The following is an 18,735-nucleotide window of genomic DNA, read 5'->3' on the forward strand; positions in this document are numbered from 1 at the left end:
GGGCCGGGGACCGGTGGCACGCCGCCGCGGACGTCCCCGCCGTCCACCCCGCCGGGCGGCACCACCCCGCCCACCGACCCGGGGACGACCGGCCCGACGTCGCCGCCGCCCACGGTCCCGCCGGGGCAGCCCGAGCCGAGCCCCGCGCCCGGCCCGGACACGCCCACCCCGGCGCCGAACGGCGACTGACCGACCAGCGAGAACGCCCCGCCGAGAGTCTCGGCGGGGCGTTCTGCGTCTCCGGATCAGGCGGCGACGGGCAGGGCCTCGCGGCGGACGGCACGACGGCGGCGGGCGTAGGCGGCGGACGTCGCCGACATCGCGGGCCCGGGGCCGATCTGGGCGAGGGCGGGCAGTGCGAACCGGGTGCGGCGGTCGCGCAGGGCCATCAGCCCGCCCAGCCCGACGCCGGTGCCCATCGCGACGACGTGCCCGACGGCGGCGACGTCCAGGCTGGTCAGGCCCTCGAACAGGTACGGCGACAGCGCGGCCAGGCTCGCGGCCGCCAGGATCCGGGCGACACGGCCCGGCCCGAACAGGATCGTCGCGAGCAGCGCCGCCGCCAGCACGTAGGACGGCCCGACGTCGCTGATCTCGCGGACCGACGCGCTCACCGAGCCGAACGCCAGCCGGACGGCCGTCAGCCCCTCGCTGACCAGTGTCCCGGCCACATGGGCGGAGACCACGATCAGGACGGCGCGGAGGTTGCCGAAGCGGCGCGCGAGCGGGAACAGGCCGAGGGCCATCACCCCGAGCTGGACGACCTGCGCGGCGCTCTCCCCTTCGGCGACGAAGGCGGAGGTGACCAGCGTGCCGACCGGATTCCAGGACAGGTTGTCCAGGTTGGTGCTGGCCCAGGCGATCAGCGACTCGCGGGCGGGCCCGGTCAGCAGCGCGAGCTGAACGAACCCGGTCGCGGCGAAAAGGACGAGGAACGCGAGCGGCATCGGATACCGCCGGAGGAAGCCACCCATCACGCTCGGCAGGCTAGTTCGGCCGCACGGGTGATACTGCCCATACCGGGAAAACTCCCGCGCGAACACACGGTGCCGCCAGACTCGCCCCACCGGACCCGCCACCCTCCCGGCACCCCCGCCCACCTCGCGCGTCGTGCCGCGTCCCCTCCGCCGTCGGAGGGAGAACGCGGCACGGGCCCGCGGATCGCCCAGGGTTAGCAGGCTGTGGCGATCCCGATAGGTGTGGGGTGAAGATCGGCGCAGGTCAGCCGACCGCGACCCCCTCGACCGGGCTCTGCCCCTTGCGGACGGCCAGTGCGGCCAGCACCGCGACGGCGGCGACGACGCCCGCGACGGTCAGCGAGCTCTGGAAGCCGTCCATGAAGGCCAGGTGGCTGCCGGTCGTGATCGCGTGCGCGGCCGGCTCCGGGGTGCCCGGCGGAACGGGCGCGACGCCCTGCGAGACCAGGCCGGTCTGCCCGGCGAGCCGGTGCGCCGCCGGGGCCGGGACGCCCGCGCCGGTCAGCCGGTCGGTGAGCACGTTCCCGACCTTCGTCGACAGCAGCACGCCGAGCACCGAGGTGCCGAGGACGCCGCCAAGCTGCGACGCGGTCTGCTGGAGGCCGCCCGCGACACCGGCGAGGTGCGCGGGGGCGTTCCCGACGATGGCCTCGGTCCCGGCGACGATCACCATGCCGAACGCGAGCCCGACGAGGACGAACCACGGCCAGATCTGACCGTACGGGGCGTCCACCCCGATCCGGGAGAGGCCGAACATCGCGGCGGCGGTGAACGCCATGCCGAGCGCCAGCGGCACACGCGGGCCGAACCGGCTGGTCAGGAACCCGGCGATGGGCGAGGCGACGATGAAGATCCCGGTCATCGGCAGCATCCGGACGCCGGACTGGACGGGGGTCATGCCGTGCACGGCCTGCATGTACAGGGTGATGAAGAAGATCGTCCCGAACATCGCGAAGAAGCCGAGCACGATGAGCAGGGTCGCGGCCGACAGCGACACCGAGCGGAACAGCGAGAGCGGCAGCAGCGGACGCTCGACGCGCAGCTCGTTGACCACGAACGCGGCGCCCACCACGGCCGCCCCGGCGAACGAGGCGAGCGGGGTGGTGTGCCCGAAGCCGTGCTCACCGGCCTTGATCAGGCCCCAGACCAGGAAGAACAGGGACCCGGTGAGCAGCGCGACGCCGGGCAGGTCGAACGATCCGGCGGCCTCCTCGTCCCGCGACTCGCGGATCACCCACAGGCCGGTCAGCAGCGCGACGACGCCGAGCGGGGCGTTGAGGAAGAACACCGACTCCCAGTTGACGTGCTCGACCAGCAGGCCGCCGACGATCGGGCCGCCCGCGATGGAGATGCCGACCGTGGAGCCCCAGATGCCGATCGCGGCGTTCAGCTTCTCGGCCGGGAAGGTGTTGCGCAGCAGGGCGAGGCTGGCCGGTTGCAGGAGCGCCCCCGCGAAGCCCTGCACCACGCGCCAGAAGACGACCATGCCGAGGCCGCCGGACAGCCCGATGGCGACCGAGGCGACGGCGAACCCGACCACGCCCGCGAGGAAGGTGCGCTTGCGGCCGAACCGGTCGGCGATCTTCCCGGCCGGGATCAGCGAGACGGCCAGGGCCAGCAGGTAGGCGTTGGTGACCCACTGGAGGCCGGAGAGCGAGGCGTGCAGGTCGCGGGCGATCGCGGGGTTGGCGACCGAGACGACCGTGGCGTCCAGGCCGACCATCATCACGCCGAGCGCGACCGCGACCAGGGTCAGCCAGGGGTGCCCGTGGCCCGGCCTCGCCCGGGGCGGTGCGCCGGTGGGCGGCGGAAGGACTTCAGCGCTCGATGTCTGTGCCATGACGTGTCCTTGCTGAGGGAGGTTGGTGGACCTCAAAGTGTCATGCAGTGACACATGTCGTCAACCGCCATAGTTCACTTCATGACGTAAGACACACGGTGACAGATTTCTGGACGGGGGTCGGATGGCCCGCTACAATCCGGCCATGACCGCGCCCGCTCCTGAGACCCACCCCACCCCGCCTCCCGGACGGCGCGAACGCAAGAAGCAGGCCACCCGCGAGGCCCTCCTGGACGCCGCGTTCCGGCTGTTCGGCGAGAAGGGGTACGAGGCCACCACCGTCGAGGAGATCGCCGACGCCGTGGACGTGTCGGCCCGCACCTTCTTCCGCTACTTCGCCTCCAAGGAGGACGTGGCGCTGACCACGCAGGAGGAGCAGTTCTACGCCATGCTGGAGGCGTTCTCCGCGCGTCCGGCGGAGGAGTCGGTGCTCACCGCGATGCGGTCGGCAGGAACCCTCATGGTGAAGGCCATGGAGGCCGACGGCGGCGCCGACCGGCCCCTCTCCCGGTTCGACTGCCTCATGCGGCTCACCGAGGAGAGCCCGTCCCTGCGCGCCGGCAGCATGGAGCGCACCCGCCGCAAGAACGACGAGATGACCCGCGCGGTCGCCGAGCGGATGGGCGCCGACCCCGAGACCGACCTGCGGCCCCGGATGTTCGCCGCGATGGCCTCGACCGCGTTCATGATCGCCGCCGACGCCTACCGCACCGGCGTCGGCGGGTTCGGCTCGTTCTCCGAGATCCTGGACGCCGCGTTCGAGGTCCTGGACAAGGGCTTCGGAGACCGCTGATCCCGATCGCCGGCCCGATCCGATCCGCCGGGCCGCGGGCACCGGCGCTCGTCGGGGGCCTCAGCCCGCGGTGAGGACCAGGCCGCTCGTCGGGACGCCGGTCCCGGCCGTGACCAGCACGTTCGTCACGTCCGGGACCTGGTTGGCCGCGGTGCCGCGGACCTGCCGGACGCCCTCGGCGATGCCGTTCATCCCGTGGATGTAGGCCTCGCCGAGCTGGCCGCCGTGCGGGTTCAGCGGCAGCCGCCCGCCGAGCTCGATCCCGCCGTCCTTGAGGAAGTCCTTCGCCTCGCCGCGTCCGCAGAACCCCAGCTCCTCCAGCTGCATCAGGACGAACGGGGTGAAGTGGTCGTAGAGGATCGCGGTCTGGACGTCGTCCGGGCCGAGTCCCGACTGCCGCCACAGCCGCTCGCCGACCCTCCCCATCGCGGGCAGGGAGGCCAGGTCGCCGCTGTAGTAGGAGAACATCATCATCTGGTCCGGGCCGGTGCCCTGCGCCGCGCCCGCGATCAGGACGGGACGGTTCGGCAGGTCGCGGGCGCGCTCGGCGCTCGTGACGACGATCGCCTGCCCGCCGTCCGACTCCTGGCAGCAGTCGAGCAGGTGCAGCGGCTCGACGATCCACCGGGACGCCTGGTGCTCCTCCAGCGTGATCGGACGGCCGTGGAACCACGCCTTCGGGTTCGTGGCGGCGTGCCTGCGCATGGCGACGGCGACGCGTCCGAGGTCCTCGCTGGTCGCGCCGTACTCGTGCAGGTAGCGGCGGGCCTGCATGGCGACCCACGCGGCCGGGGTCGCGAACCCGAACGGCAGGTGCCAGGAGAACTCCATGCCGAGCGAGCCCGCGCCGCCGCCCTTGTTCGCCTGCCCGAACCGGTGCCCGGACCGCTCGTTGAACGCCCGGTAGCAGACCACGACGTCCGCCTGCCCGGTCGCGACGGCCATCGCGGCGTGCGCGACCGTGCCGCAGGCCGCGCCGCCGCCGTAGTCCACGCGGGAGAAGAACCCCAGCGACGGGATGCCGAGCTCCCGCTGGACGGCGATCTCGGCGCTCGCGTCGGCGGTGAAGGTGACCAGGCCGTCCACGTCGGCGGGGGTCAGGCCCGCGTCGGTGATCGCGGCGAGGCACGCCTCGGCGGCCAGGCGGAGCTCGGAGCGGCCGGAGTCCTTGGAGAACTCGGTCGCGCCGATCCCGGCGATCGCCGCCTTCCCGGACAGGCTCACTGGGCGTCCTCCTTGAACGTGACGGTCGCCGTCAGGTGGTCGCCGAGGCCGACCGCTCCGCGCACCCTGAGCGTGCCGTCGGCGGCGCGTTCGCCGGTGAGCGTCAGCGCGTCGCCCGCGTAGGCGGGGACGCCGAGCCGGACCCTGACGCTCTCCAGCACCGCCCCCGGGACGGTCTCCAGCGCGTACCGCTGGACGAGCCCGATCGACGTCAGGATGTTGACGAAGATGTCCTTCGCCCCCTGCGCGCGGGCCAGCTCGATGTCGTGGTGGACGGGTGTGAAGTCGCGCGTCGCGAGCGCCGACGCGATGACGAACGTCGGGGTCAGCTCGATGCGCAGCCCGTCGGCATCGGCTTCCGGCTCTTCCGCCGGTTCGGGTTCGGGGGCGTTCGCCGGGGTCCACTGCGGGAGGACGAGGTCGTCGTCCATGCGCTGGAAGGCGACGCGGACGGGCAGGTCCACCTCGACCTCGGACGGCTCGCACCCGATCACGTTGCCGAGGATCCGGACGCCCTCCTCCAGCTCGACGACCGCGACCACGTAGGGCGGCGTGCGGCCCGGGACGGGCGGATGGTGGTGGACGACGAAGCTGTGCACGACACCGCGTCCGGACGCCGTCCGGTACGTCCGGTTCGTGGAGTGGCACGCCGGGCACATCGGGCCGGGCGGGTGCCGGAGCGCGCCGCAGTCGGCGCAGCTCTGGATCCGCAGCTCGCCGTCGTTCACGCCGTCCCAGAAGAACCGGGTGTCCAGGCCGATCGTGGGCCGCAGCGGGTACCGGCCGGGTTTCGCGGCAGATGCCTTACCTCCGCCTGCCGCGCGCTGCCTCGGCTTGAACTTCAGCACCCGGAACAGCATCTCGGCGACGCGCTCGCCGTCCTCGCCGTACCAGGACTGGAACCACGTCACGAAGTAGCCCTCGCCCATGGCCGTCCGCTTCGGGCCCGCGACGCCGCCGAACCGCATCGTCGACCGGAGCCGCTCGCCGACCTTCACGTACCGGTCGTAGGTCTGGTCGCAGTTGGTCGCGACGACGCCCGTGTAGCCGTTCTCGTCGAGCAGGCGCAGCGGATCGTCCGCGATCGAGCCCGCCTTCTTCGCGACCGGGCCGGGCATCGACCAGACCTGGATCATCGCCGGCGGGGCCACGTCCGCCCAGGCGCCGGACGTGTCGCCGAGCGCCTGCGTCCAGTGCCGGATCATCGGCGCGTTGACGGCGTCCGGGCAGGGCGGCGCGGGCCGCTCGCCGAGGGCCGCCAGCCGCTCCGCCAGCGCGGTCAGCTCCTCGTGGAGCGTCGATCCCTCGCGCGCCGCCGGTTCGTCGCGCACGGGACCCGTCATCGGGGGGCCCGCGGCAGGCCGAGGCCGATCATGGCGATCAGCTCGCGCTGGATCTCGTTCACGCCGCCGCCGAAGGTCAGCACCACCGCGCCCTTGACGCCGTGGTCGAGGACCTCGAGGAACTCGGCGGTCGCCGGGTCGCCGGGATCGCCGAACCTCGCGAGGGTGTCGCCGACGATCCGGCCGACGTCCTGCATCCGCTCCGAACCGTAGATCTTGGTCGCGGACGCGTCGGCCGCGCCCAGCCAGCCGAGGTCCATGTTGGCCGCGACCTGCCAGTTCAGCAGCTCGTTCACCCGCAGGTACGCGTACACCTGGGCGACCGCGCGCCGGACGGCGGGCTCCTCGATCAGCGGGCGCCCGTGGCGTCCGACGGCGGTGCGCGCCCACGCGGCGAACCGGTCGTAGGTGTGGCCGATGTTCCCGGCCGGGCCGAGCGTGACCCGCTCGTGGTTGAGCTGGTTGACGATGAGGTCCCAGCCCTTGTTCTCCTCGCCGATGAGCATGTCCGCCGGGACCCGGACGTCCTGGTAGTACGTCGAGTTCGTGTGGTGGCGGCCGTCCATGGTGACGATCGGCGTCCAGGAGAAGCCCGGGTCCTTGCAGTCGACGATGAGCATCGAGATGCCCTTGTGCTTCTTCGCGTCGGGGTCGGTGCGGGCGGCGAGCCAGACGTGGTCGGAGTAGTGCGCGCCGGACGTGAAGATCTTCTGGCCGTTGACGACGTAGTGGTCGCCGTCCTTCACGGCCGTGGTGCGCAGGGACGCCAGGTCCGTGCCCGCGCCCGGCTCGCTGTAGCCGATCGCGAAGTGGCACTCCCCCGCGAGGATCCTCGGCAGGAAGAACGCCTTCTGGTCGTCCGTGCCGTACTGGAGGATCGTCGGCGCGACCGAGTTCAGCGTGATGATCGGGTAGGGGACCTCGGCACGCGCGATCTCGTTGGCGAAGATCTGCTGCTCGACCGGGCCGTAGCCGCGTCCGCCGTACTCCTTGGGCCAGGCGACGCCGAGCATCCCGTCCCGGCCGAGGCGCTTGCAGTGCTCCATGTAGTGGCCGCCGAACGGGTCGTCCGCGATCCTCCGGCGCTGGTCCTTGGTGAGGCAGCCGCGGAAGTAGTCGCGCAGCTCGGCGCGGAGCGCCTTCTGCTCGCCCGTGAGATCGATGAACATCGGCTACAGAACCTCCTGAGCGGCGACGAGCGCGCCGAGGGTGTCGAGCTGGTCCTCCGCGCCGCCGAGCAGGTGCCCGATCTGCTTGGCCCAGGCGAAGTAGCGGTGCAGCGGGTAGGTGACGTCCAGGCCGATGCCGCCGTGCAGGTGCTGGCAGGTGTAGAGCGCCTTCACCACCGCGTCGGACGCGTTGTACGCGGCGATCGCGAGGACCTCGTCGGTGTCGCCGGTGTCCGCTGAGCCGGTCTCGAACCGCCACGCGCCCGCCCAGACCGCGACGTCCAGGGCGCGCTTGGCGATGTACACGTCGCCGATCTGCATCGTCACGGCCTGGAACTGCGCGAGCGCGCGGTCGAACTGCTCGCGCGTCTTCACGTACTCGGTGGTCAGCTTCAGCGCGCCCTCGATCACCCCGGACGACAGCGCGACGGCGCCCGTGACGGCGGAGCGGCGGAAGGCGTCCCAGCCGCCCGCGCCGAGCGGGGTGCCGTGCGCGCCGTCCAGCTCGACCCGCGACAGCGGCTCGGACGTCGCGGACGGCTGAGGCGCGACCCGCGCCTCGGACCGCTCGACCACGTGCACCTGGACCGTTCCGTCGTCCGCCCTCGCCGGGACGAGGAGGTGCGACGCCTCGTCCGCGTACGGGACGAACGTCTTGGTCCCGGTCAGCCGCCCGCCGCGCACGGTCGTCCCGACCGTCCCGGACGGCCCGGCCTCCCGGTACGCGCCGGTCAGGACGGTCTCGCCGGACGCGACGCCCGCGAGCAGCTCCTTCTGCTCGTCCGTGCCGGTGAGGGCGATCGGCAGGGCGGCGAGCGCGAGCGTCGCGTACGCCGGGACGGGCGCGACGTGCGCGCCGACCTCCCGCAGCAGGACGGTCATCCCGACCGGGCCGAGGCCCGCGCCGTCCCGGTCCTCGGGCACCACGACGCCGAGCAGCCCGGCCTGCGCGAGCGCCTTCCAGATCGCCGGGTCGTAGGCCGCGCCGGTCTTCTCGAACGCCTCCAGGCGCTGCGGCGCGGCCTCCCGGCCGAGGAGGTCGGCGGCGAGGCTCCGCAGCTCGCGCTGGGCCTCGTCGAGGTCGAATTCCACTCAGGCGCTCCCTTCCAGGAGGTGCAGGCGTCCCCGCCGACGGAACTCGGCGGCGAGCGTCGCGGCGTCCACGGCGGTCATCCGGCGGTAGGCGAGGTCGCGGCCGGGCCGCCACCACACCGGGTCTCCGGTGCGCCAGCCGTCCCGGGCCAGCGCGCGTTTGAGGATCTTGTTGGACGGCGTCGCGGGCAGCTCCCGCGTCACCCGCACGTAGCGCGGCGGCCATTTCGGGCCGAGGTCGTCGCGCTGCTGCAGGAACATCGCGAACGCGCGCGGGTCGAAGTCGCCGGTGTCGGTGACGAGCGCGGCCATGACCTGGTCGCCGGACGCCGCGTCCGGGACGCCGAACACCGCGAGCTGCCGGACGCCCGGGAACGCGGCGAGGACCCGCTCGACCTGGACGGCCCCGAAGTTCTCGCCGTCCACGCGGAGCCGGTCGGCGGCGCGCCCGGCGAAGAAGACGTATCCGGCCTCGTCGCGGTAGACGTGGTCGCCGCTCCAGAACATGCCGTCGCGCAGCCGGTCGGGGGCGTCCTCCTTGTAGTAGCCGTCGAAGAGGCCGTCGCCGGTGGTGTTGACGAGCTCGCCGATCGCCTCGTCCGCGTTGGTGACGCGCCCGGCGGCGTCGAGGCGCGCGGGCGGGCACTCCGCGCCGGTCCCGGGGTCGAGGATCTTGATCCCGGGCGCGAGCCTCCCGAGCGCGCCGGACGGCCCGGACGGGTCGGGCGACAACGCGATCGCGGTCTCCGTGGAACCGTAGGCGTCGATGACGAAACACCCGAAACGCTCGCCGAACGCCTTCTGCTCCAGCGGCGCGGCCTCGTTCCCGAACGCGATCCTCAGCGGGTTGTCCGCGTCGTCCGGCCTGCCCGGCGCCGCGACCACGTACGACAGGGCCTTGCCGACGTAGTGCAGGTACGTGCAGCCGTGCGCGCGGACGTCCGGCAGCAGCCCCGACGCGCTGAACCGCGACCGGACGACCAGCTCGGCCCCCGCGACGAGCGCGGGCGCGAACGCCGCCATGATCGCGCCGGAGTGGAACAGCGGCATCGGGCAGTACACGACGTCCTCGGGGCCGAGCAGCCGTCCCGCCAGGTTCTCCCCCGGCACGGTCACCTTGCGGTGCGTCACCCGGACGGCCCGCGGCCGCCCCGACGTGCCCGAGGTGAAGATCAGCATCATCAGCGTGGCGTCGTCGATCTCCGCGCCGTCCGGCGAAGGCGTCCCCCGGAAGGGGGCGACGGCGCGCTCGTGGTCGGCGAGCTCGACGACCTCGCGGGTGCGGTCGGCGAAGCCGCGCGTGCGGACGGCCGTCCCCTGCGCGAGCGCCGCGTACTCCGGCTGGTGGACGACCAGGTCACAGTCGGCGCGGCAGGCGTCGTCCGCGAGCTCGGCGGCGCTGCGGGTCGGGTTCAGCGCGACCACGACGTTCCCCGACAGCGCGGCCCCGCACAGCAGGAACACGAGCTCGGGCACGTTGTCGAGCAGCACGCCCACGTGCAGCGGGCGCTCGCCGGGTCGGCGGGCCGCCATCCACGCGGCGCGGGCGGCGGACTCGGCGACGACCTCGCGCCAGCTCCACCGCCGTCCGTCGTCGGCGCAGGAGAGCCCCGGACGGTCGTCCGCGGCGCGGGCCGCGAGCAGATCCGCGACGGTCACCGGCGTCACCTCCCGGCCGCAAAACTAGAACAGATTCTAGTCTGTGTCCATAGGGGCGCTCACCCCCTCCGACCGCTGAGAGCCGCCACCTGGACGACGCACCGAAGCACAATCAAGTAACACGTTCCTGTCTTCCCTGTAAGCTGTGCCGGTGAGTGCAGAACAGACCGTGAACGGCGACCAGCCGACCGAGGATCCCGCCGACGGCGCCCCCCGTGGCGGGGCCCGGTCGCGCAGCCAGCACCAGCGGCGGCGGCGGATCGTCCAAGCCGCCGCCGCGCTCGCGTCCCGCGGGGGCGTCGAGGCGATGCAGATGCGCACGGTCGCCGAGCGCGCCGGGGTCGCCCTCGGCACCCTCTACCGCTACTTCCCGTCCAAGATGGACCTGGTCGTCGCGGTCGTCAGCGAGGAGCTCGACCTGCTCGAAGGCAGCATCGAGCGCCGTCCGCCGCGCACCGAGGCCGCGCACCGGCGCGCCGTCGACGTCCTCATGCGCGCGACCCGCGGCCTCATGCGCGAACCCGAGCTCGCCGAGGCGCTGATCCGGTCCCTGCTCCTGTCGGACGTCAAGACCGACTTCGGCGACCGCATGACCGGGCTGCTGCTGCGCGCGTCCGTCGGCCGCGACGTCGCCGTCCCGCCCGGCGACCGCCGGTACGTCCTCGCGAAGGCCCTGGCCAGCGTGTGGACGATGGAGATGATCGAGATGCTGCGCGGCCACGCCACCGCCGACGAGGTCCAGGCCCGCCTCGAGGTCGCGGCCGCGCGCCTCCTGCACGACTTCTAGCCGCACGGCCGCCCGGCCCTCTCTAGCCGGGCAGCTGCCCCGCCCTATCCACGATCGCGGACCGGAGCCGGACGCCGGCCGTCAGCACGGTGCCCGCCGGGAGGACGACCGTCCCCGTGCTGCGGGGCCGGGTCAGCGGCTTCAAGGCGGTCATGCGGCTCCCCAGGTAGGCGTAGCTGGACGGGTCGATCAGGAGCTCACTGCGCAGGTCCCCCCCGAAGTACCAGCTGATCGCGATGGCGGGCCGGCCCACCGGATCCTTCGCCGCGAGGTCGACCCTCGCGCCGGGAGTCCGCTTCAGCGCCTTGTAGATCGCCGCCTGCAAGGCGGGCGGCGGCATGCTCTCCGCCAGGATCCCGCTCAGGTACGAATGGGCCATCTGCTTCTTGGTGCTCTCGGGCCAGTTCTTGGGGAACTGTTCGCGAGCCGCGGCGTTCAGGGCGTCCGGGTCGGTGGGCAGCTTGGAAATGTAGGTATAGCCGCCGACCAGCGATCGGCCGACGGGGTGCTGCGCGGGGGCCAGCTTCTTGGACCTGGCGTCCCAGGAGACCTCCTGAGTCCCGTCGCCCCTGATCCACCGTCGGCTGAGGCCCAGCAGAGAGTACGGCCCGGGTTTGAGGGCCAACTGGTCCGTGACGCCCCGCTCCTCGATGAACATCCACTGGTCCGGTCGGGGCGCCTGGAACGGGCGCCGTTCGGCGGCGGCGGCCGCGCGGTCCAGCACGATGTTCGCGCTGACGAGCTTGACCCTTCCGCCGCCCCGGTGCTCGGACGCCGGCGCCATCGCGAAGGCGGCCGCGGCGGTCGCGGCCGCGGCGCCCACCGCGACCAGCCCGAACACCCACCGCCGGCGTCCCCGGCGCCGGGACGGGGCGGGCACGGGCGCGGGCGCGGGGGCCTCGGAGGCGAGGGCCTCGGGGGTGGACGCGAGGGTGATGCGGTCCATGAGGGCGGAGCGGGCGGCGGCGCGGGACGCGGGCGACGGGGCGTCCGGGGCGGGCCAGAGCTCGTCCAGGCTCTCCAGGTCGTTCATGCGGACTCCTTCAGGTGGTCGGGCAGCGCGGCGCGGACGCGGGTGCGGGCGCGGTGCAGCCGGGAGCGGATCGTCCCGGCGGGCAGGCCGAGCGCCTCGCCCGCCTCCGTCGGGGTGAGGCCCGCCCAGGCGACGAGGAGCAGGACGTCCCGGTCGCCGTCGTTCAGGTCGGCGAGCGCGGCGGCGAGCGGCCTCCGCGCGGCGCTCGCGTCGAGGCGGTCGGCGGCCCGCTCCTCGGGACCCTCGGACGGCCCGTCCGCGCCGGTCCGGGCGAGGGCCGTGTAGTGGCGCGCCTCCGCGCGGCGTCTGCGGGCGATGAGGTTGGACGCGATGCCATACAGCCAGGGGCGGGCGTCCGGCCGCCGGAGGTCGTAGTCCCCGCGCCGGTCGAAGGCGATCAGGAACGTCTCGGCGGCCACGTCGTCGGCGGCCACCGGGCCGAGCCGGCGCGCGGCGTATCCGTGGATCGCGTCGTAGTGGCGATCGAAGATCCCGGCGAAGGACTCCGGCTCCCGCAGCGACCGCTCGATGGCCGCGGCATCGGTGCCGGTGCCGGTGCCGGCATCGGTGTCCGTGCCGGTCCGCGTGGTCAGGGCGGTCACCGGGTGCGGTTCCTTTGTCTGGGGAGCATGGTCGGCCTTCCGTGAGAGGACGCGTTGACATCCTCCCTTCGCCGTGGGGGCCGTAGCGTTCGCGGGACCACCGGAGCGCCCCGCGTTCTAGGGTGGGGAGCGTCCGCGGACCGGCCTCGAAGGGGTGGCAGTGAACAACCAGGAACCGATCGTCACCGATGGCGTCATCATCGAGTTCATCGACGGCAAGGACGTCCCGGTGAACCACAAGGAGTTCGGTGAGCGCGCCGTCGTGATGCGTTCGGCCAAGGACGACGACGGCCCCGTGCTCTACTTCACCGAGGCCGAGTGGGACGCGTTCGTCGCCGGTGTCAAGGACGGCGAGTTCGACGACCTGCTGGAGGAGGAGCCCCCGGCCGAGGGCTGACACGCACACCGAGGCCCCCGCGTCCGCGTGGACGCGGGGGCCTCGTCCGTGTGCGGCGCGGCGGCCGATCGCGCCGGTGACCTTCGGGTATGCCGTGGACGCCCAAGGGACCCGTCCGTAATGGTCCGGGACGTGGCCGCCGTCCGGTTTGACCCGGGTGGCGGCGCTCCGCCAGGATGGCGGCCTCTACCGATCACCAGGGAGAGAGTCGTGACCGAACCGAACCACGGGGGCACGGCGCACGACCACGAGTTCGCCCGGGGAGCGGCGGCGCTGCTCCGGCGGGAGCTCGCGCGCCCCAGCGGGCCGGGATCCCCGCCCGACGTGACCGTCCGGACGAACACGCCCGCCGCCGCTTTCGGCGGCTGGGACGCCGCGCGGACCCTGGCCGAGACCGCCGGGCGCGGGCACGCCGAGTTCAGCGCGGCCTACCGGCTGCTGTTCACCGAGGTCCTGGCCGCCGCCGAGGCCCTGGAACGCACGGCGGACACCGTCCAGGAGGCCGAGGACGACACCGTCGACCGGGTCCGGCACGTCGGCGAACTCCTCGGCGGCGCTCCACAGGAGACCCCATGACCGACCCCCGCCACGCTCCCATCCGCACCGGCAACCCCCCGGCCGGCACGCCCGGCGGGCATGACGACGCCGACAGGGTCCGCGACCTGCTGAAGGCCACCGACCCGGCGGAGATCGCGACCGCGGCCGCCTCCTACGAGGACGCGGCCCGCCGCCTGGCCGAGCTCCGCGACCTGCTCTTCCACCTCGTCCGCCGCCACGCCGAGGACGAGGCCGCCGCGTCGTCGCCGTCCCTGGCCGCGCTCCGCCGCCTGTTCACCGACGCCGAGCACCTGCTCGCCGCCGCCCGGACGATGGGCGAGGCCCTGCGCGCCTACGGCGGCGAGATCCTGCCCTGGTACGTCGAGAACGCCCCGGACCACGGCACCCCCGCGGACGACGTCGACCAGTTCATGCGGCGCCTCGACGCCCGCATCGCCGAACTGTGGCACGCGTTCCCGGAGAGGATCGACGGCGCGGCCGACGCCCCGCCGCCCCGGGACCGCGGCGTCCGGCTGGCCTCCGCGGATCCGTCCCCGGACGGCAAGAAGGACGACAAGGCCGCGGACCATGCCGCCTCCGGGCAGGCGAACCAGAACGTGGTCCCGATGGTCGGCATCCCGATGGGCGCGATGGGCGGCGGCGGACGCGGCGGCGGCGGTGGCTCCCGGTCGCGGTCGCGCAAGGCGTCCCGGCGCAAGATGGACGTCCCGTCGCCCGCGGTCAGGCCCGCGCCCGGCCTCATCCCGGACCGCGATCCCCGCGTCCTGACCCCGGGGAGCGACGGCGCCGCCCGGCCCGCGGCGGCCACCGCGCCGAGGCTCATCTCGCCGTCGAAGCCGTCCCTGCCGTCCCTGCCGTCCATGCCCCCGGCCCCCGAGCCGGGCTGGGTCCCGCCGGTGTCGGTCGCCGAGTCGCTGACCGCCAAGGCGTCCGAGCCCGCGCGGCAGGCTCCGCCGCCGGCCCCGCAGAGCGCCATCGCCGAAGCGCTCTCGGCCCCCCGGAAGGACAAGGCCGAGGACTGACACGGGAAACGGCCCCGCATCCACTCCGGATGCGGGGCCATTTCCTTTTTGAGGACGTCTCCTTATGGCACAGGTCACATCGGCGACCTGTCACGCGAGAAGGGTGGGCGGCATCTTCATGGCGAATCGTTCTTAGAGCACCAAAGGAGTTCGTGATGGCTCGCGTGGATCTGATGGGAAACCCGGTCACCGGCAAGGCGCTGAAGCACTTCGCCTCGGCCAGCATGGCGATCATCAAGGAGTCGACGATCCCGGCGGCGACCCGGGACATGGTGATGCTGCGCGCCTCCCAGGTCAACGGCTGCGGCTACTGCACCGACGTGCACGCCAAGGACCTGGCGCACGGCGGCGAGACCGCGACGCGCATCAACCTGGTCGCGACGTGGCGCGAGTCGAACGTCTTCACCGACGCCGAGCGCGCGGCGCTGGAGCTGGCCGAGGAGGGGACGCGGATCGCCGACGGCAGGGGCGTCCCCGACGAGGTGTGGGAGAACGCCGCCCGGCACTATGACGAGTCGGAGCTCGCCACGCTGCTGGTGGTCGTCGCCCTCATCAACGCCAGCAACCGGATGGGCGTCATCAACAGGCAGGTCGGCGGCGACTACAAGCCCGGCCAGTTCGGCTACTGATCCCCGGAGGGTCGTCCGGGCCGGTCGCGGCCCGGACGGACGCTCAGGTCAGGGCCTCGTACCGCTCCCGGACGGCCCGCTCCCCGGACGGGGTGAGGGTGCCCCAGAGGCGGAGCCGGGCGAGGCCCCCGTCCGGGTGGACATCGGCCCGGACATAGCCGGCCTCGACGTCCGAATCGAGGCGGAAACGGTGCCGGGTGTCAGGCTGGAGGCGCGTTCTCGGCAGGATCTCCCGCCAGGTCTCCGCGTCGGCGCTCACGGAGAGGGAGACCGCCGCCGGGGCGTTGAACTTGAGGTGCGTCGTGTCGAATTCGGCGACGGCGATCCTGCCCGGCGCGGCCATTCTCAGGACGACCCAGTCGTTTCCGTCGTCGCGTCGGCGCGCCGTTTCCCAGCCTTCCGACTGGTTGCGCGCGAGGCCGGGGAAGAGCATGTTCTCGGGCGACGAATAGAACATGTCGCTGCACCCGGTGACGCGCGCGCCGTTCTCCAGGGCGGCCAGGTCCACGGTGAGGCCGGTCAGGAACGACGGGTCCGGGACCACCTCGCCGTGGACGCGCAGGCGGGCGATGCCGCCGTCCGGGAGCATGCGCAGCCGGACGTGGGTGAAGCGGCGCTCGACGTCCACGGGGAAGGCGTGAGCGGTGTCTCCCGTGAGCGGGCTCCTCGGGACGATCTCCGTCCAGTCGGCGTCCGCCAGCTCGGACGGGCTGGGATGGCCGTCGAGCGCGCACGCCTCGACCGAGGCGTGCGGCGGGTAGTTGCCCTTGAACCAGGCCGTGTCGACGACCACGCCGCGGATCACGCCGGGCAGGCCGAGGCGGACGAGCGCCCAGTCGTGTCCGGGGTCGCCCGGGACGCCGTCGCGGCAGGGACGGCGGCGGGCGGTCTCCCAGCCGTCGTACTCCTGGCCCTTCACGCCGAACGTCTCCGGCGAGAACCTCGGCGTCCACGGGTTGATCAGGTTCTCCTTCGCGGCGAACGACTCGTCGCTCGCCGCGAGCACCGACCCGCCCAGGGTGCGCAGGGCGAGGTCCGGGAGCGCGGAGAGGTCGGTCGCGGAGAGTTGGGTCGCGGAGAGGTCGGTCGGGGAGAGGTCGGTCAAGTCACGGCTCCGTTCGGCGGCGGTCGGGTCGGCTCAGCAGGACGCCGCGCGGGACACCGGTCACGGTCTCGCCGCGCAGCCAGGTCGCCTGGACGACGCCGGTGAGCGTGCGGTCCGCGTAGGGCGTCACGGGGTGGCGGTGTTCGAGGTCGCCGGGGACGACCGTGAAGGACTCGTCGGGGGCGAACGCGACCAGGTCCGCGTCGTTGCCGACGGCGATGCGCCCCTTCCGGGACGTCAGCCCGGCCAGCGCGGACGGCCCCTCGGCCATCCAGCGCACGACGTCGCGGAGCGAGTGGCCGCGCGCGCGGGCCGCCGTCCAGACGGCGGGCAGGCCGAGTTGCAGGGACGAGACGCCGCCCCACGCCGTCGCGAAGTCGCCGCGTTTCAGCTCGGGCGTGCAGGGCGAGTGGTCGGTGACGACGCAGCCGATGACGCCTTCGGCCAGGCCCGCCCAGAGGGCGTCGCGGTTGGCGGCGTCGCGGATGGGCGGGCAGCACTTGAACGCCGTGGCGTCCGGCGACGGGACGTCCGCCGCGCAGAGGGTGAGGTAGTGCGGGCAGGTCTCGGCGCTGATCGGGAGGCCGCGTTCCCGGGCCTCGGCCAGGGGTTCCAGGCAGTCGGCCGCCGACAGGTGCAGGATGTGCGCGCGGACGCCCGTCCGCTCGACGAGGCCGATGACCCGCTCGACGGCGGACCGCTCGGCGGACGGCGGACGCGACGCCAGGAAGTCGGCGTACGCGCCCGACGACGGCTCGGCCAGCGCCGCCGGATCCTCGGCGTGGACGATGACCAGGCCGTCCAGCGCGGCGATCTCGCGGAACGCCTCGTCCATCCCGTCCGGGGTCAGCGGCGGGAACTCCGGGACGCCCGAGTCGGCCGTGAAGCACTTGAACCCGAACACCCCGGCCGCGTGCAGGGGGCGCAGCTCGGGGACGTTCCCGGGCACCGCGCCGCCCCAGAACCCGACGTCCACGTGGACGGCCCCGGACGCCGCCGCGCGCTTCACCTTCAGCGCGGACGGGTCGACGACGGGCGGCAGGGAGTTGAGCGGCATGTCGACGAGCGTCGTGACGCCGCCGCGCGCGGCGGCGCGGGTCGCGGTCGCGAAGCCCTCCCACTCCGTCCGGCCTGGCTCGTTGACGTGGACGTGGGTGTCGACGAGGCCGGGGAGCAGGGCGAGGTCGCCGAGGTCGACCTCGGCTCCCGCGCGCAGCGGGGCCGCGTGGTCGGCCACGGCGGTGATCCGCCCGTCCCGGACGGCGACGGCGGCGGGCCGCTCCCCGTCCGGCAGGACGGCGCGGCGCGAGCGGATCACCAGGTCGTCGGGCATGGTCGCCTCTCCCTCACTCGGTCGGCTCTCCTCACTCGGTCAGCCAGGACGGCGCTATGCGCTCGGCCGCGAGACGTTCCAGCAGCGGTCCCGCGGCCGCGACGCAGCGGGCGGGGTCGGGTTCGAGGTCGGTGAGCGCGAACGCGTCGCGGAGGCCGGCCTCGCGGAGCCGCGCGCCGGTCAGGGCGAGGCGTCCGGCGACGGCGATCGCGGGGACGCCCTGCCGGCCCGCGGCCCGCGCGACGCCGACCGGGGCCTTGCCGCGCAGGGACTGCGGGTCGAGTGAGCCCTCGCCCGTGACGACGAGCCGCGCGCCGCGCACCGCGTCCGCGAAGCCGAGCAGGTCGAGCAGGTACCCGATCCCCGGCCGGACGGACGCCCCGAGGAACGCCATCGCCCCGAACCCGACGCCTCCGGCCGCTCCCGCCCCCGCCCGCTCCGCGACGGAACCGCCGTCCCGCACGACGGACACGAGCCGCGCGAGGCCCTCCTCCAGCTCCCGGACCTGCGCGGCGGACGCGCCCTTCTGCGGCGCGAACACCTCGGCCGCGCCGTCCGGGCCGAGCAGCGGGCTGTCGACGTCGCTCGCCACGACCACCTCGACGTCCGCGAGCCGGGACGGCGGCGACCCCGCGTCGACCGACGCCAGCCGTCGCAGCGCGGCCCCGCCCGGAGGCAGCTCGGCACCGTCCGCGTCCAGGAAGCGGACGCCCAGCGCGACGGCCATCCCCGCGCCGCCGTCGGTGCAGGCGGACCCGCCGAGGCCGAGGACGATCCGCCGCGCGCCGCCGCGCAGCGCCGCGTCGACCAGCTCGCCCGTCCCCCGGCTGGACGCGGTGAGCGGCGCGGGTGCGCCGCCGGGCAGCCGCCGCAGCCCGGACGCCTCGGCCAGTTCGACCACGGCGGTCGTCCCGCGCACCGCGTAGGACGCGTCGACCGGCTCCCCGGTCGGCCCGCTCACCGTCGCCGCGACCCGGGAGAATCCGGACGCGACGGCGGCGTCGACGGTGCCGTCGCCGCCGTCCGCGACGGGCAGCTCCACGAGCGGGACGCCGGGACGGGCGCGCCGCAGCCCGGCCGCCACGCGCGCGGCGACCTCGGCCGCCGTCAGCGACCCCTTGAACTTGTCGGGCGCGATCACCACATGGTTCCGCATCGTCCCCCCTTCTCCC

19 protein-coding genes are annotated in these 18,735 nt (G+C 73.9%); 7 read left to right on the plus strand and 12 right to left on the minus strand.

Translation table 11 applies throughout. The features are described 5' to 3' along the window. Window positions 1-189 (plus strand): hypothetical protein (locus EBO15_RS44380; RefSeq protein WP_199744762.1); only part of this gene is annotated, 189 nt, incomplete at its 5' end. A gap of 56 nt (window positions 190-245) precedes the next feature. Here EBO15_RS44380 and EBO15_RS23740 read toward each other — a convergent pair. Continuing rightward, complete coding sequence (locus EBO15_RS23740; RefSeq protein WP_325051935.1) at window positions 246-974, minus strand: rhomboid-like protein; 729 nt, start codon at window positions 972-974, stop codon at window positions 246-248. A 247-nt stretch (window positions 975-1,221) separates the two neighbouring features. Then, window positions 1,222-2,817 (minus strand): MFS transporter, encoded by a 1,596-nt coding sequence (locus tag EBO15_RS23745; RefSeq protein WP_122196649.1) that lies wholly within the window; start codon window positions 2,815-2,817, stop codon window positions 1,222-1,224. 145 nt (window positions 2,818-2,962) lie between these two features. On the opposite strand from EBO15_RS23745, the gene EBO15_RS23750 reads away from it, so the two are divergent. After that, window positions 2,963-3,610: a TetR family transcriptional regulator gene (locus EBO15_RS23750; protein ID WP_158628339.1), complete on the plus strand. Its 648-nt coding sequence runs from the start codon at window positions 2,963-2,965 to the stop codon at window positions 3,608-3,610. Window positions 3,611-3,670: 60 nt separating this feature from the next. Here EBO15_RS23750 and EBO15_RS23755 read toward each other — a convergent pair whose 3' ends face one another. From EBO15_RS23755 to EBO15_RS23775, 5 genes are read right to left on the minus strand one after another with little or no spacing between them, the layout of a single operon-like run. Continuing rightward, window positions 3,671-4,834: a lipid-transfer protein gene (locus EBO15_RS23755; protein ID WP_122196651.1), complete on the minus strand. Its 1,164-nt coding sequence runs from the start codon at window positions 4,832-4,834 to the stop codon at window positions 3,671-3,673. After that, entirely contained in the window at window positions 4,831-6,165 is a 1,335-nt protein-coding gene (locus tag EBO15_RS23760) for an OB-fold domain-containing protein (protein WP_233616393.1), read from the minus strand. Before EBO15_RS23760 ends, EBO15_RS23755 begins: the two co-directional genes overlap by 4 nt. An 8-nt stretch (window positions 6,166-6,173) precedes the next feature. Next, on the minus strand, window positions 6,174-7,346 hold the full coding sequence (locus EBO15_RS23765; RefSeq protein ID WP_122196653.1) for an acyl-CoA dehydrogenase family protein: 1,173 nt from the start codon (window positions 7,344-7,346) through the stop codon (window positions 6,174-6,176). Window positions 7,347-7,349: 3 nt separating this feature from the next. Next, the gene (locus tag EBO15_RS23770; protein WP_122196654.1) at window positions 7,350-8,438 is read right to left on the minus strand and encodes an acyl-CoA dehydrogenase family protein; all 1,089 of its coding nucleotides are present in this window, start codon (window positions 8,436-8,438) and stop codon (window positions 7,350-7,352) included. Further along, window positions 8,439-10,097, minus strand: a complete 1,659-nt coding sequence (locus tag EBO15_RS23775; protein WP_122196655.1) for an AMP-binding protein — start codon at window positions 10,095-10,097, stop codon at window positions 8,439-8,441. 169 nt (window positions 10,098-10,266) lie between these two features. Here EBO15_RS23775 and EBO15_RS23780 point away from each other — a divergent pair, with 169 nt between their 5' ends. Next, the gene (locus tag EBO15_RS23780) at window positions 10,267-10,884 is read left to right on the plus strand and encodes a TetR family transcriptional regulator (protein WP_122196656.1); all 618 of its coding nucleotides are present in this window, start codon (window positions 10,267-10,269) and stop codon (window positions 10,882-10,884) included. Between the two features lie 22 nt (window positions 10,885-10,906). Here EBO15_RS23780 and EBO15_RS23785 read toward each other — a convergent pair whose 3' ends face one another. Together EBO15_RS23785 and EBO15_RS23790 are read right to left on the minus strand one after the other, a co-directional pair. Beyond that, complete coding sequence (locus tag EBO15_RS23785) at window positions 10,907-11,917, minus strand: CU044_5270 family protein (RefSeq protein ID WP_122196657.1); 1,011 nt, start codon at window positions 11,915-11,917, stop codon at window positions 10,907-10,909. Beyond that, window positions 11,914-12,519, minus strand: a complete 606-nt coding sequence (locus EBO15_RS23790; RefSeq protein WP_233616394.1) for an RNA polymerase sigma factor — start codon at window positions 12,517-12,519, stop codon at window positions 11,914-11,916. Before EBO15_RS23790 ends, EBO15_RS23785 begins: the two co-directional genes overlap by 4 nt. A gap of 160 nt (window positions 12,520-12,679) precedes the next feature. Here EBO15_RS23790 and EBO15_RS45430 point away from each other — a divergent pair, with 160 nt between their 5' ends. The 4 genes from EBO15_RS45430 (at window position 12,680) to EBO15_RS23810 (ending at window position 15,125) form a co-directional block, all read left to right on the plus strand. Then, entirely contained in the window at window positions 12,680-12,916 is a 237-nt protein-coding gene (locus EBO15_RS45430; RefSeq protein ID WP_199744763.1) for a DUF397 domain-containing protein, read from the plus strand. 210 nt (window positions 12,917-13,126) lie between these two features. Continuing rightward, window positions 13,127-13,492 (plus strand): hypothetical protein, encoded by a 366-nt coding sequence (locus EBO15_RS23800; RefSeq protein ID WP_122196658.1) that lies wholly within the window; start codon window positions 13,127-13,129, stop codon window positions 13,490-13,492. Continuing rightward, on the plus strand, window positions 13,489-14,496 hold the full coding sequence (locus tag EBO15_RS23805; RefSeq protein ID WP_122196659.1) for a hypothetical protein: 1,008 nt from the start codon (window positions 13,489-13,491) through the stop codon (window positions 14,494-14,496). The genes EBO15_RS23800 and EBO15_RS23805 overlap by 4 nt, the downstream gene beginning before the upstream one ends. Window positions 14,497-14,651: 155 nt before the next feature. After that, window positions 14,652-15,125, plus strand: coding sequence for a carboxymuconolactone decarboxylase family protein (locus EBO15_RS23810; RefSeq protein WP_233616395.1), 474 nt, complete (start codon window positions 14,652-14,654; stop codon window positions 15,123-15,125). A gap of 43 nt (window positions 15,126-15,168) precedes the next feature. Here the strand turns inward: EBO15_RS23810 and alc are convergent, their stop codons facing one another. From alc to EBO15_RS23825, 3 genes are read right to left on the minus strand one after another with little or no spacing between them, the layout of a single operon-like run. After that, the gene (gene alc, locus EBO15_RS23815; RefSeq protein WP_122196661.1) at window positions 15,169-16,230 is read right to left on the minus strand and encodes an allantoicase; all 1,062 of its coding nucleotides are present in this window, start codon (window positions 16,228-16,230) and stop codon (window positions 15,169-15,171) included. 1 nt (window position 16,231) lies between these two features. Continuing rightward, entirely contained in the window at window positions 16,232-17,563 is a 1,332-nt protein-coding gene (gene allB, locus EBO15_RS23820) for an allantoinase AllB (protein ID WP_122196662.1), read from the minus strand. Between the two features lie 31 nt (window positions 17,564-17,594). After that, entirely contained in the window at window positions 17,595-18,719 is a 1,125-nt protein-coding gene (locus tag EBO15_RS23825) for a glycerate kinase (RefSeq protein ID WP_199744764.1), read from the minus strand. Window positions 18,720-18,735: the final 16 nt, after the last annotated feature.

This window comes from Actinomadura harenae, from assembly GCF_003696215.1.
Lineage (GTDB): Bacteria > Actinomycetota > Actinomycetes > Streptosporangiales > Streptosporangiaceae > Spirillospora > Spirillospora harenae.

What these genes read in the sequence shown, in the direction of transcription:
- EBO15_RS23745 (WP_122196649.1), bottom strand. Translation starts at nt 2,817, where the DNA reads ATGGCACAGACATCGAGCGCTGAAGTCCTTCCGCCGCCCACCGGCGCA.
- EBO15_RS23765 (WP_122196653.1), bottom strand. Translation starts at nt 7,346, where the DNA reads ATGTTCATCGATCTCACGGGCGAGCAGAAGGCGCTCCGCGCCGAGCTG.
- allB (WP_122196662.1), bottom strand. Translation starts at nt 17,563, where the DNA reads ATGCCCGACGACCTGGTGATCCGCTCGCGCCGCGCCGTCCTGCCGGAC.
- EBO15_RS23740 (WP_325051935.1), bottom strand. Translation starts at nt 974, where the DNA reads ATGGGTGGCTTCCTCCGGCGGTATCCGATGCCGCTCGCGTTCCTCGTC.
- EBO15_RS23825 (WP_199744764.1), bottom strand. Translation starts at nt 18,719, where the DNA reads ATGCGGAACCATGTGGTGATCGCGCCCGACAAGTTCAAGGGGTCGCTG.
- EBO15_RS23810 (WP_233616395.1), top strand. Translation starts at nt 14,652, where the DNA reads ATGGCTCGCGTGGATCTGATGGGAAACCCGGTCACCGGCAAGGCGCTG.
- EBO15_RS23750 (WP_158628339.1), top strand. Translation starts at nt 2,963, where the DNA reads ATGACCGCGCCCGCTCCTGAGACCCACCCCACCCCGCCTCCCGGACGG.
- EBO15_RS23785 (WP_122196657.1), bottom strand. Translation starts at nt 11,917, where the DNA reads ATGAACGACCTGGAGAGCCTGGACGAGCTCTGGCCCGCCCCGGACGCC.
- EBO15_RS23805 (WP_122196659.1), top strand. Translation starts at nt 13,489, where the DNA reads ATGACCGACCCCCGCCACGCTCCCATCCGCACCGGCAACCCCCCGGCC.